Source organism: Paenibacillus sp. BR2-3 (assembly GCF_046529485.1).
Classification (GTDB): domain Bacteria; phylum Bacillota; class Bacilli; order Paenibacillales; family Paenibacillaceae; genus Paenibacillus_AQ.
Map to the genome: position 1 here is coordinate 3,965,153 of NZ_CP126311.1, position 13,503 is coordinate 3,978,655.

The window sequence follows — 13,503 nt, forward strand, 5'->3', positions numbered from 1 at the left end:
CCCATTTTGCAGCTTTGCTGATGGATTGGAGGTTTTGTGGTTTTGTGATCTTTTTATAAGGTTCACGTAATTAACGGCTCTGTATCTTCCTTGAGGAATGGCAGCATAAACCGGAAGGTTGATCCCCGGTCCTCCTCGCTCTCCACAAATATCGTCCCACCCATCAATTCCACGAGCTGCTTACAAATTGCAAGCCCCAGGCCTGTGCCGCCATATTTCCGGTTAATCGTCGGATGCACCTGTGAGAAAGACTGGAACAGCAGGTTCAGCTTGTTGGCTGCGATCCCGACCCCGGTGTCTCTCACTGAAAACTCCAGCAAATAGTCCGTGGACCCTGGCAACGGTATATTTTTGACCGAAAGCGTAACGCTCCCTTTCTCAGTGAACTTCAGGGCATTGCCGACCAAATTAACAATGATCTGCCTCAGCCGGCTCGGATCGGTTTTTAGTATCTCGGGAACGCTTGTGTCCGCCCACCACCGCAGCGACAGCTTCTTCTCCTCCGCTTTAGGCGTGAACAGATCAACGATGCTTGATATCATGTCCCGAAGATCGAACATCTCGGACTGAAGGGGCATTTTGCCGGCTTCCATTTTGCTGAAATCGAGAATATCATTCAAAATATGTAAGAGACTGTAACTGCTGCTCCGTAGGATCTCAGCATAACTGCGCTGTTCATCCCCTAGTTCTGTTTCCAGTAACAAGTCTGCCATTCCGATCATTCCGTTCATGGGAGTACGGATTTCATGGCTCATCATGGCCAGGAAATCCGACTTCGCCCGGGCCGCCTTCTCGGCAAATTCCTTGGCACGAATAATTTCCCGTTCATTTGTAATATCGTTGAAAGCCACAACAGCCCCTTGAATCACTCCATTATCAAGAATCGGTGATATCCGGTAATTCACCAGAAAGCTTGTCCCATCCTTTCGCCAGAACACCTCTTCATCCATGCTTCGGGTAGCCCCATCTGCGATGGTTAACTTGATTGGAGACTCATCATCGGAATAGTGGGAGCCATCAGACCGGGTATGATGAATCCGGGAAAGATTGTCAATACCGATAAATTCCTTCCGGGAATACCCAAGCATCTCCATCGCAGCGGGATTGATAAAGATCGTCCGTCCGTCCCGGTCAAGTCCAAAAATCCCCTCGGACACTGAATCCAAAATAAGACTGTGGCGGTCGCTTAGCTCCCTGATCTGTTTTAAATTACGCAAGTTCTCGGTAATATCAATGACAACGCCGTGTACACCTTCCAGATTTCCGTGTATTTTTATGGGTACATTAACGACATGTATAAGGAGGGTGTGACCGTCTTTGTGGGTTAGTTTTACTTCTTGATGTTTTGGTTCGAGTATGTTGTCCATAGTATAGGATGTTATCACCCGATAACTTTCATCTGGATGAAGCAGGTCATGGAATGACATTCCGAGTAATTCCGCTTTGGTAAATCCCGTGAGATGCTGTAACTGGGTGTTGACCTCAATAAACCGACCGGATAAATCGAGCAAATACACACCGGCGGGATTGTACTGGAATAGCGATTGGTAACGTTCATTACTCTCCATGAGTTTGTTCTGTGCCTGAATATGATCCGTAATATCCTTGGCTATACCGAATACACCAACCACCTCGTCCGCTGCTTTTATCGGTACATAGGTTATGTCAGCTGTACGCCGTTCACCATTTTTATGATAATAATCCAATTCGAATCGGGGAGACTGCCCAGCTAATGCCAGAGCAAAGTTGTGCTTACGTAGGGCGATGCTTTCCGGCGGGTATGCATCCTTCGCAGAGGGTTCATTCATTTCTTTAAAAGTGTACCCTGCAATCTGATGCGTTGAAACGTTCGTATCCACTAGTTGGCCTTGCAAATCCAGAATATAAATCGAATCCGGATGATTCATATATAATGATTTATAGGCACCATCGGCCGAAATCATTTCTTTAAGAATCAGCGTTTTGTCCTTATACACAGCCCACATCCTCCCCGATGCTCCCCTAAAAATAACTCTAAGTCAATGTGAGAAAAGTCTTATCCTGTAGATTTTTGTACGGTTTATTATCCATTATAGCAAAGTTGTGCAGATTCGTATCCGGTAAAATAAAATAACCCCCATCCACGAACAGGACAGAGGTTTGGAAGATCGGGCTAACCAATGTCCTCAGTATCAGCCTTCCGGATGGAAAAGCACGCAATACCTGCGCCGACCCACATTGGGCACTGGAGCTTTGGAAAAACCTTTCACAAATGAAATCCCAATATAATTTCGGTCTAAGTAAAATATATGAGCTGGTCATTAACTCCAATCCGTGTTATGTGCTCCTGCTAGACGGAAACTCGCTCATTAAAAATAAGCTTATCATTGCACACGTGCTGGCCCACTGACCGTGTTGAGAGCTTCATTTATGCAGTACTTGCGATCCAGAAGCACATCGATCCCAGTCTGATTAAGCCGCAGAATATGGACAAGAGTTGCTTGATGGAACTAAAAATGATGGGCGGAAAGATGCTTCCAAGGGCACGGACTCAACCAACCCTTATACCGAGCTATGGAATTTAGACAAATCTGCGGCCACCGGTTCCCAGGCACCTTCAGCGGGTGACCGGGCTTTTCCGCCCGAGCCGGAGAAGGATATGGTCTTGTTCATCCAACAGTCCTCCACAGTGCTTGAGGATTGTCAGCGGGACATTATTTATAATTAATACATTCACCATCTACTTTTGTTACTATGAATCCATCTTCCCCATCAAATCTCTAAATATTTCCAAAACCGACTCTAAGTTATCGATAATATCAGTTGCAAGTATATCTGGATCAGGTAGATTATCAAGATCGGCTAAACTCTCATCTTTAATCCAACTAATGTCCAAGCTTGCCTTATCACGAGAGATAATATCCTCATAACTGAACTTTCTCCAGCGACCTTCTGGATTGGTTTCCACACTCCATGTTTCTGTCCGTTCATGTCGATTAGCTGGGTTATAACATTGAATAAAATCCTCCAAATCCTCGGGCTGTAAAGGATTCTTCTTCAATGTGAAGTGGATATTCGTTCTAAAATCATAAATCCAAATCTCTTTTGTCCAAGGTTCTTTACTAGCAGGTTTGTTATCAAAAAAGAGCACATTCGCTTTCACACCTTGTTTATAGAAAATTCCTGTGGGCAAACGAAGGATTGTATGTAGATTAGTCATTTCCAATAGTTTTTTTCTTATTATCTCTCCTGTTCCACCTTCAAACAACACGTTATCAGGTAGAACAACAGCAGCTTTTCCATTAACTTTTAGTATTGTACGAATGTGCTGTAAAAAGTTTAGTTGTTTATTGCTAGTCGTCACCCAGAAATCCTGTCGGTTGTAAGTTAGGTCATCCTTCTCCTGCTCGCCTTCCTCATTTGTAAATGTCATACTGCTCTTTTTCCCAAAAGGAGGATTACTCAAAATATAGTCATATCGTTCACCAGAATCCGTTACGAGGGCATCATTGGGAGAGATGAAGTTTTCACTATCAATATCACCAATATTGTGTAGAAACATATTCATCAATGCCAATCTACGTGTGTTTGCTACAATTTCATTTCCGAAGAAAGTCTTGAATTTGAGGAAATGCTTCTGATCCTTATTCAACTCATGATGACTAACAATATAATCATATGCTGCTAATAAAAATCCACCCGTGCCGAGAGCAGGGTCAGCAATTGTTTTCATTGGTTCTGGTTTCATGCATTGAACTATCCCTCTAATCAATGTTCTTGGGGTGAAATATTGTCCTGCGCCACTTTTAATATCCTCTGCATTTTTCTCTAATAATCCTTCATAAATCTGGCCTTTAATATCTGCCCCCATTAAGCTCCATTGCTCTTTATCGATCATATCAATCAACTTATACAGCTTTGCGGGATCTTGAATTTTATTCTGTGCTTTAGTAAATATCTGTCCTAAAATTCCTTTTAATTGTCCCAAATCACGAAGTAATTCAATGTAGAATACCTCTAGCTCCCCACCTCTTTTTTCGGTCAGTTTGGTCCATTTATATTGTTCTGGTATAGGGAGAACACGATTATAGGGAGGTTTAGAGAATTCATCTGCCATCTTCAAAAACAATAAATATGTAAGTTGCTCTAAGTAATCTCCATAAGACACCCCATCGTCTCTTAATAAATTACTGAACCCCCATACCTTTGAAACAACCGAAGAAGTTTGATTATCGCTCATATTATTCTGTACTCCTTTTCGGCTTTTTTACAGTCTTATTAGATTTTTCAACACGTTCATTTCTGATGCGTTCCAATAATAAATCAGCAGGTTCATCATTTGGATCCTGAAGTACAAGCTTTCCATCGAATGCTTTTTTAAGGATGCTTTGGCGCAACAACTCAGCTTTTTTCATACTATGTTCTATGGTTACCTCTAGATTATCGCAGAGAGATAGACGAGATTCGATTTCTTGGACAATTTGCAATTGTTCTTGATGACCTGGAATCGGTATAACTAGGTTACTAAGAACTTTCATATTAATTGATGCGAGATTTACTGTTTGCTTAGCATTTTTATAGAAATAGTTCTTAGCTGCTTTGGTTTGTGAATAATAAGCTATAAAATGGGGGGAGATTAAATCAGAGTTCAGCCTTGCTCTAAATACATGATTTTGATGAATACAATCTTTAATCTGTAATCTCCAAATAGTACCTCGCCCTAATTTATCCTTATCTCCTCCCTCGGTATATAGAATATCGTTTTCTTTTAAAAGGTATTTTGATTTTTCGGTTTCTAATAATTCGATTTGTTTAATTTCTTTTAAATCGAGATAACCATCTTGAACATTGGCAACCCTTAGATAGGGTAGCATTATTGTCCTCTTATCCTTAAAATTACGTCCTTTCGTTACACCACCTCTAATATCTGAGATGGACTTTAATTTTGCCCACCTCCAACTTTCTGGAATTTTAGGTTTATCCAATAGTTCTTCTTCAGAAAATATATTAGATAGCTCCAGTAAGTCCTTACCTGTCTCGATCTGCCCTTTCCGCCACTTTTCCGTCAACTTCCCCTCAAACGCCCATTTCAATACTGATTGTCTATATATTTTAAGTTGCATCCATATTGTTTTAAGGGATTCGATTGCATTATCTAATTCACTGAGAAGCTCCTCAATTTTAAAGACAATTCTTTGTTGCTCTTTAAGGGGAGGAAGAGAGATGTTGGTCTCTTCAAACTTGCCCTTTGTAATGTGTACCATGCCAGAACCATGCGTCTTATCATACAATTCCGTAGTTATTTTCAGCAAATAATAATAAATGAATTTCTTATTTATACCAAGATTAGGAATCACCTTGAAAATATGCTGGTTCAACCATGCCTCTTTATCATTCCAAATATAAACTCCAAGAGAAGCTGACCAGGCATATAGGATATCTCCTTTCTTAATTTTATATCTAGGTTCGAATATTTTATTTGTATAATTATAGGTAGCATTGGGGTTATTTAAATTTTGAATTCTTACAATGGGCAATCCATCTTTTTCCCACTCTTCCGCTTTAAAAGCTCTTCCATTTAGGTATTGTGCTATATCACCCAATGAAGTTCTCGCCCAGCCAATAGGAATATCTTTTTTATCGTTGCTGTTCACTTTCTATGCCACCAATCCCTCGTTAAGTTCATCTATGATGCTATCCATCTCCTCACCAAATAACAGCCACATCTTACCCTGTCCGCCTTGAGCATCAAAAGGTGAGTAGTCGATATCCTCTTTTTCAATATGAAAAGAAGTCATAATATGGTCTTTCATCATACGCAACCATTCCATCTGCTCAGTATTAAACTTCAATGAGCCTGCTTGTTTCTTGAATACCCAATCTTGAAAATTTTTGTCCACGGTTTTATCGAATGAAGTCAGTTTCTGATCAATCCCCACGACTCTTCTGATCAAACCTACAAGAGCTATAAGCTCATTCTTAGGCGTGGATTGACCTACTTGGTCTAATTGTTCGTATGCTTGCCAGATGGAGATAGGTGCTAGCCTTGGCTTATCAAATTTCAACTTTTCTAGTAAATCCTTAATCATTTTGAAAGTCAATTCTTTTCTCCGATATGGTTGATCATAAAAAATCTGCAGCGCAGTGATTTCCTCTTTATTCTGCTTTATGTAATTAATAAAATCCTCGATTAAAGCATTAGCTTTCTCTTTGGAATCATTATCCCAACCTACAGCTATCACAGAATCTAAATTAACAAGATCAATGTATTGTTCATGGATCTTGCGTACGTTCTCAATATACTCATTTAACTCTCCAGAGAAGGTGGCAGCCGCTTTTTTAATTAAACTATTCTGTACTTTTTGAATTTGACTAATCGTTGGGATATCGTCTGCCTCGATTACGTAGATGCTCCTGGCACTATCTTCTATGACATCGGGATTGTAAGCTTCGAGTAATTCCTTAACGACCTTATTGATTGTCTTTCCTTTCGTGAGTTCATTGAACTTCTCTTTTTCCTGATCACTGAGCTGCTTCTCCAACCTCGCTAACCGACTAGCAAGCGTTGTAAACAAATCCTCATCCTTTGCCCCTACAGTCACTGCCCGTAAAAGATCTTTCAGAGAAACTGTAGGCTGACGGTCAAGTGGACGGCTGTCAGTCTTTAATGATTTAGTAACACCAATTGCATCTATAATGACAAAATGGTCTTTAGTGTAACGAGCGGAAGGAGTTACTTTGCGTAGATCATCCAACTGGATGGTTCGTGTGCCTCTCCCTTTCATCTGCTCAAAATAATTCTTGCTCTTAACATCACGCATAAATATAAGACATTCCAACGGCTTAACATCTGTGCCTGTTGCAATCATATCTACAGTGACAGCAATACGAGGATTGTAATCATTCCTAAATTGATTAAGCACTGATTTAGGATCTTCATCAGCTTTATACGTGATTTTCTTACAAAATGCATTTCCTTCATCAAACTCTTCTCGCGCAATCTGAATAATATCATCCGCATGACTATCTGTCTTCGCAAAAATAAGTGTCTTTGGTACTTCCGTACGCCCAGGAAAGATATTTGGTAGGTTGTCTTTAAATGTACGTAATATCAGTCTGATCTGACTTGGATTCACGACCTCGTTATCTAACTTAAGAGCTGTATAAGCTATATCTTCATCCAATTGCTCTAGTCTCTTACGTCGGGTCAGTTTTTCTCGCTTATCAATAAACTCTCCGCAGTTCATCTTAGCGCCTTGTTTCGTTATCTCTGTCTTAATCAAAAATATAGTATGCCCTACATTAACGCCATCAGCAACCGCTGATTCATGGGGATATTCACTTACCATATTCTGATTGAAAAAACCGAAAGTTCTCTTATCAGGTGTAGCTGTTAGACCAATTAAGAATCCATCAAAATATTCAAGAACTTGCCGCCACAAATTGTAAATGCTGCGGTGACACTCATCAATGATAATAAAATCGAAAAATTCAATTGGTATACGTTCATTATAGACCACAGGGAGAGGTTCGCGCTTTTTCCAAATAGATTCATTCTCTCCTGGATTTGTTTCTTCCGCAGATTGATCTAATTCCTCCCCTTTAAGTATAGAATAAAACCTTTGGATGGTGCTGATGCATACTTGACTGTCCGTGGCAATGAAATTCGATTTCAACCGTTGGACATTATAAAGCTCAGTAAATTTACGATTATCATCGTTAGGCTGATAAGAATGAAATTCTTGTTCAGCCTGTTCACCTAAATTCTTAGTATCGACTAAAAAGAGGACACGTTTGGCATCTGCGTATTTAAGAAGTCTGTATATGGAAGTGATGGCGGTAAACGTTTTTCCTGATCCTGTTGCCATCTGAATGAGTGCTCGGGGTTTATTGCCTTTGAATGATGTCTCAAGCTTCGTAATCGCGTTGATTTGACAATCACGAAGCTTGTCAGGGTTTAGCACAGGAATGGATTGTAATCTACCTCTAAGCGATTGTGTCTTTCTTAAGATCTCGCTTAGCGACTCTGGACGATGAAATGTAAATATTTCCTTTGCTCTAGGCTTGGGATCATCGTAGTCAGTAAAATGTGTTAATATCCCTGTACTTTCATATACAAAGCGTAGAGGTTTGAATTGTAAATATTTCAGCTTGCTATTTGCATATTCTGTAGACTGTTCTTCAGCTACCCTCAACTTCTGCCCATCTTCCACCCTCTTAGCTTCAATTACCCCCACAGGTTCTTGATCTATGAACATAATATAATCCGCTGGCCCCACATCCGTTTGATACTCACGAACAATAACTCCTTGACCAGCATAAAGATTCATGTTCTTCTTGTTTTGAATAATCCATCCACTAGATTTTAATTTACGGTCAATCTCATCTCTCGCGAGTTGTTCGGGGTTTTGATTCAATAGGAGCACCTCTTCTCAAAAAAAATCTCGACTTCCCACCTGAAGAAGTTGAAAAAAAAGAATACAACTGAGCGTAAATACAAAAAATAGCATCCATCAAACTGTTTTAGCGTTGGGTGAAGGCGCATTGACGTAAGTTCCTATATAACCAAATCCCTTACAATTTGAAGATTTACAATTATACTCATAGGTATATTCTACTATATCAATTTCTTACTAATTTGTCTCTTCAATCCCACTAAGCCACGTATTACTAAAATCCCCACCCAGTAATTGCATAACAAATAATCTATACCGTTAATTTACATAGATCTGCGCCAGGACTTTGCAAGTTCCTTTGCACTTCTACCATCTACCCAATGTGCGATTCACCTTTTGCTCGAGGAGCGTGAAGTAACTAAACCGTCAAATTAGAAATTTTTAATCCAAATTAAACTTTTGCTTTTCATTTTGCATCTACTCACAAATTTATTTATTATTTGCTTATGCATTCGTTAATTGCTTCAATGTTGGTTGGCTTAATCCGAACGAATTTCTTAGAGATACAAAGAATCGTTAATTAGGTGTTACTAAGTGTAATTTTAACATAAGAAATCCATCTAGCTTGTGATATAATGACACAAAGGCGGGTGATTAGAATGTCCATTTCAAAAGAACAACTGGAGCAAAGCTTTCAGGGCAAGTCTTATGTTGAGCTTAAGGATTTGGTTCAGCTAATTGAAGAAAACTTTGGATTCAGCGTTATGCTGCAAAGGAAAGATGAGCAGCCTATATTTACGGATGAACAGAAGAAAAGAATGACCTCAATCATCTTTAAAGATGAGGCGGTTTTATCCCAACTTCATCATGCTCAAGTTGATCGTAAGAATGGTACTTCCACATACAGTGACAGCGAGGAAGAGTTCGCGAAATTGCTGAATGAGGTTGAAAATGAGAAATGATCACTACAAAGTTCTCTGGACCACGTACGCTCGTGTAGCGCTTGCGCGAATGAAGGAGTTTAAAGTTGACCCGATGAATGTATTTAAGCGCACAAAAGCTGTTTTAGCTGATGAGCCGAAATATAAAGCTGATGGAGTCTCTGATTTCCCTGGTTTTGAATTTAACGGCTACTACTGGACATTAATCGGCAATGTAATCATCATCTACAGGATTGACGAGGATTTTCGTGAAGTTTATGTTGATGCTTGTTACTTTGCAAATACTGGATTATCTCATTATGTGTTTTGGGGAATTGACCCTGATGAAGAATAGCCTAACGAATAAACGGACTGTTTATTTGTTAGGCTATAGTTTTCTTATAATTCATCAATTTCAACAAGCCACTTACGAATCTTTGGCTCATTAACTTTTCCTAAAGCATATCTGACCCATTTCTTCACTTCAATCAGAGTTAACCCGTAATCTTCAAGTTCTTTTCTATGTATCTTGAGGAAATAAAAAAGCGCTTCAGATTCATTAGGAGACAAGGATAAATATTTCAATTTCGAAATATACTCAACTACATCAATATCTATTGAAAAATGGGTTAAGGCCACTTCTTTAAATGATTCATGAACTATTGTTGCAAAGTAGTCCTCTCTTACCTTTTGTTTGTTTCTGGCTTCATTAGAATCTCTTTTCAATAAAGCCTCTGCTTTTGATGCTTCGATTTGGAACAGTACTTGGTTAGCAAATTCAAGCCTGTTCTGATCCTCCCGTTCTTTATCACTGAGTAGAATCTCATCCCGAACGATCAAAGCTTGAGAGATATTCATTCGATATCCTTTGGTTAGTGCAAAGGCTCTGAATGGTGACCGCATTTGATCAAGGATCAATCTATACATAGAGAACGTAATTTCATCTCCAATGGAGTGAACATAATACAGACTTCTAACATCATGATTCATTGGGCCGTGTGCTCTATATCCAAATAAATGGGGAATATTATACCCTGGAAATTCCTCACTCAGTTCGTTCAATAACTTATCCCATTTGTTATCCTCTTCCGTTTTTATGGCCAAGCCATACTCGGCTTCCCAGAGGTGAAGGACTCTATGCTCAAAATCATCCGCTAATTCCCTGTCTTCAACAAACCAGATGGATTCAAGACCTTTATCTTGAAAGTACTTATTCCTCTTGTTAATAGTTTTTACAACTTTATCGTCCCCAATTTCATGGACATTCGTAATCACAGACACGGCAAATTCTCGGCCATTTTTATTCAGGTAGATATCAGGGAAGTGCTTCCACTTTTCTTCAGCTTTTTCTTTATATCCATACTCAACTTTCAGATCGGGCCTTATCAGCTCCTGACCCTTAAGCTCGTTATAAATGATCTCCTTTACGACTGAGTGCTTTTTGTTCTCCCGTTTCGTTTGATTCTGATAAGTATCGTATGCCTCAGATTCCTGACAAGACCTGCCTTTAAGATGTGCAAAATGGATATCGCGAATTTCTCCAGCACGCAGGCGTAGCTCTTCATGGCAGAAAGGACAGGCCATCGCCTTTTTTTCAGCAGCTTTTCGATATTTATCAATCATTCTTTCCTTTTCTACATCACTATATCTGCTGACCTCAGCCGTAATATTGAGTATTTCCCCCTCGTACAAAGCAACATCCATTTGAATTCCCCCATACATAGCGAATCGTTTAATCTTCTACACATTTCGTGGAAAATCCTGCATATTTGCAAAAATATTCAAATAGAACAAAGTTAACCCTAACAAAAAGAGGCTCTTGAACTAAGTGTTCAAGAACCTCTTTTTCGAATCCAGCATATTGTTCGATCAGACTCAGCAGATGTTCACCGTTAATTGTCTGGATCGGTTTGTCACTTGCACATTCCAATGCTTGTTTTGAAAACTCTCCTGTTGTAACAAAGAATCCTTCTTTGGCACTACATTCCATAATTGCGCTGTGGAACTTTTGAATATCTGATCTGCCTACCTTAGTGGTTGTATATCTTTTACACTCCACTAATCGCAGCTCATCCTCACGGCGAAGAATTATGTCCTTCCCTCCATCACCAGTACGTTTAGTTACCTCGTACTCAAACCCAGCACATCGAAATACGCAGGCAACATATTCCTCAAACTCAAAAGGGTCCATTTCTTTAAGGAGTCCTAAATTTCTCTTTCGTAATATTTCCCTTCTTTCTTCCTGGTCACGCTCCTGTTGCAGTCGAATGAGTTGCTCTTTTCTTTTGTTTCTGAGTTCATTATTAATCCAAGCAAACAACAAGACGAACCCAATCAAACCAAGAATAAAAGCTGTTTGTAAAAATGTATTTTGCTTCACAAAATATGCTTCAATATGTATAATCCCCGTAACAATAGCCCTTATTATGCTGAATACTACAAATATCATAAATGCTACCAGTGCTAAAATCACTTCCAAGCTTACTTTTTTGCTTTTGTAATATCTGCGGCGTCTTCTTCTTGCCATCATAATACCTCCCTAATGGGGTAGTATTATTCCCCACATTAGATAGATTTGATGCAAGTTGTCCAAGTAATAATATTTAATCACAACTTTACCATAGACTCAGAAATATAATACACAACATTCTCCTCTCGCTAGCCCCCCTAGCTATGATTCGGGACGAGTCAGCAGGGTCATATTGCCTTACCCGTATCCATATACATAATAAGAAAAACATATTTCGATGATATCTCAAAGGAGAGATGGGTATATGCCCGGTGATGAAATAAAAGCGCTTGAGCGGTCAATCGCAGAAATTACGGAAATTGCTTCCGGATTTGGTCTGGATTTTTTCCCCATGCGTTATGAAATATGTCCCGCCGATATCATTTACACCTTTGGTGCCTATGGAATGCCGACACGCTTCGGGCACTGGAGCTTTGGTAAAACCTTTCACAAAATGAAATCCCAATATGATTTCGGTCTGAGTAAAATATACGAGCTGGTCATTAACTCCAATCCGTGTTATGCGTTCCTGCTGGACGGAAACTCGCTGATTCAAAATAAGCTTATCGTGGCACACGTGCTGGCCCACTGTGATTTTTTCAAAAATAATGTGCGTTTCTCGATGTCTAACCGGGATATGGTGGAGAGCATGTCGGCAACGGCTGAACGAATCGCCGGATATGCGGTAAACTACGGCACGGACCGTGTGGAGAGCTTCATAGATGCTGTTCTGGCGATTCAGGAGCACATCGATCCCAGTCTGATTAAGCCACAGAATTTGGGCAAGAGCCGCTTGATGGAACTAAAAATGATGGAGCGGAAAGATGCTTCCAAGGGCACGAACTCAACCAACCCTTATACCGAGTTGTGGGATTTAGACAAATCTGCGGCCCCCGGTTCCCAGACGCCTTCTGCCGGTGACCGGGCCTTTCCGCCCGAGCCGGAGAAGGATATGGTCTGGTTCATCCAACAGTATTCCACAGTGCTTGAGGATTGGCAGCGGGACATTATGACGATGCTGCATGACGAAATGCTCTATTTCTGGCCGCAGATGGAGACCAAGATCATGAACGAAGGCTGGGCTTCGTATTGGCATCAGCGTATCGTCCGCGAGCTGGATCTAACGACGGAGGAAACTATTGAATACGCCAAGCTGAACTCCTCAGTGGTGCAGCCCTCCCGGCAGAGCCTGAACCCCTATTATCTCGGCCTGAAAATCTTTGAAGACATCGAACGCCGCTGGGACCGCGATAAAATATTTGAAGTGCGTGAGCTGGATTCCGATACCTCTTTTATCAGCAACTATCTGTCCAAAGAACTGGTTAACGACCTGGATCTTTATGTATTCGAGAAAAAAGGCCCGGAATGGAAAATCACCGATAAAGCCTGGGAAAATGTCAGAGATCAACTGGTGCGGGCGCGTGTGAACGGGGGATCACCTTATCTGGTCGTGCAGGACGGGGATTTCGAGCGTAATGGCGAGCTGTTTATTGTTCACCGCTACGAGGGAATTGAGCTGGATCTCAAATACCTGGAGCGAACTCTTCCGCACATCTATACGCTTTGGGGGCGAACCGTTCATTTGCAGACCGTGCTGGAGGATAAAAAGGCGCTGTTCTCCTTTGACGGGAAGAAGGTGCAGCGGAAGTTTGTGTAAGTTTGAACCACCGCTGCCCAAACATAAAAATGCAGGCCCGGC

9 protein-coding genes and 1 pseudogene are annotated in these 13,503 nt (G+C 40.5%); 4 read left to right on the top strand and 6 right to left on the bottom strand.

Features of this window, described 5'->3' with window-relative positions:
* Nucleotides 1–62: 62 nt before the first annotated feature.
* Nucleotides 63–1,976, bottom strand: a complete 1,914-nt coding sequence (locus tag PaeBR_RS19150) for a PAS domain S-box protein (protein ID WP_410512107.1) — start codon at nucleotides 1,974–1,976, stop codon at nucleotides 63–65.
* A gap of 231 nt (nucleotides 1,977–2,207) precedes the next feature.
* Here PaeBR_RS19150 and PaeBR_RS19155 point away from each other — a divergent pair.
* Nucleotides 2,208–2,698: pseudogene (locus PaeBR_RS19155) on the top strand (SpoVR family protein); the annotation flags it as partial.
* A gap of 33 nt (nucleotides 2,699–2,731) precedes the next feature.
* Here PaeBR_RS19155 and PaeBR_RS19160 read toward each other — a convergent pair.
* Genes PaeBR_RS19160 through PaeBR_RS19170 form a run of 3 tightly spaced genes read right to left on the bottom strand, consistent with a single transcriptional unit; the run spans nucleotide 2,732 to nucleotide 8,396 of the window.
* The gene (locus PaeBR_RS19160) at nucleotides 2,732–4,219 is read right to left on the bottom strand and encodes an N-6 DNA methylase (protein WP_410512108.1); all 1,488 of its coding nucleotides are present in this window, start codon (nucleotides 4,217–4,219) and stop codon (nucleotides 2,732–2,734) included.
* A 1-nt stretch (nucleotide 4,220) separates the two neighbouring features.
* A complete protein-coding gene (locus tag PaeBR_RS19165; RefSeq protein ID WP_410512109.1) occupies nucleotides 4,221–5,633 on the bottom strand; it encodes a restriction endonuclease subunit S in 1,413 nt (470 codons plus the stop codon).
* Nucleotides 5,634–5,636: 3 nt separating this feature from the next.
* Nucleotides 5,637–8,396 carry a DEAD/DEAH box helicase family protein gene (locus PaeBR_RS19170; RefSeq protein WP_410512110.1) on the bottom strand — a complete coding sequence of 920 codons (2,760 nt, stop codon included), beginning with the start codon at nucleotides 8,394–8,396 and terminating at the stop codon, nucleotides 5,637–5,639.
* A gap of 638 nt (nucleotides 8,397–9,034) precedes the next feature.
* On the opposite strand from PaeBR_RS19170, the gene PaeBR_RS19175 reads away from it, so the two are divergent.
* A complete protein-coding gene (locus PaeBR_RS19175; RefSeq protein WP_410512111.1) occupies nucleotides 9,035–9,337 on the top strand; it encodes a hypothetical protein in 303 nt (100 codons plus the stop codon).
* Complete coding sequence (locus PaeBR_RS19180; RefSeq protein ID WP_410512112.1) at nucleotides 9,327–9,650, top strand: hypothetical protein; 324 nt, start codon at nucleotides 9,327–9,329, stop codon at nucleotides 9,648–9,650. The genes PaeBR_RS19175 and PaeBR_RS19180 overlap by 11 nt, the downstream gene beginning before the upstream one ends.
* Before the next feature lie 44 nt (nucleotides 9,651–9,694).
* Here the strand turns inward: PaeBR_RS19180 and PaeBR_RS19185 are convergent, their stop codons facing one another.
* Nucleotides 9,695–10,999, bottom strand: a complete 1,305-nt coding sequence (locus PaeBR_RS19185) for a competence protein CoiA family protein (RefSeq protein WP_410512113.1) — start codon at nucleotides 10,997–10,999, stop codon at nucleotides 9,695–9,697.
* Between the two features lie 28 nt (nucleotides 11,000–11,027).
* Nucleotides 11,028–11,822: a restriction endonuclease gene (locus PaeBR_RS19190; protein ID WP_410512114.1), complete on the bottom strand. Its 795-nt coding sequence runs from the start codon at nucleotides 11,820–11,822 to the stop codon at nucleotides 11,028–11,030.
* Between the two features lie 247 nt (nucleotides 11,823–12,069).
* Here PaeBR_RS19190 and PaeBR_RS19195 point away from each other — a divergent pair, with 247 nt between their 5' ends.
* Nucleotides 12,070–13,461 (top strand): SpoVR family protein, encoded by a 1,392-nt coding sequence (locus PaeBR_RS19195; RefSeq protein WP_410512115.1) that lies wholly within the window; start codon nucleotides 12,070–12,072, stop codon nucleotides 13,459–13,461.
* Nucleotides 13,462–13,503: the final 42 nt, after the last annotated feature.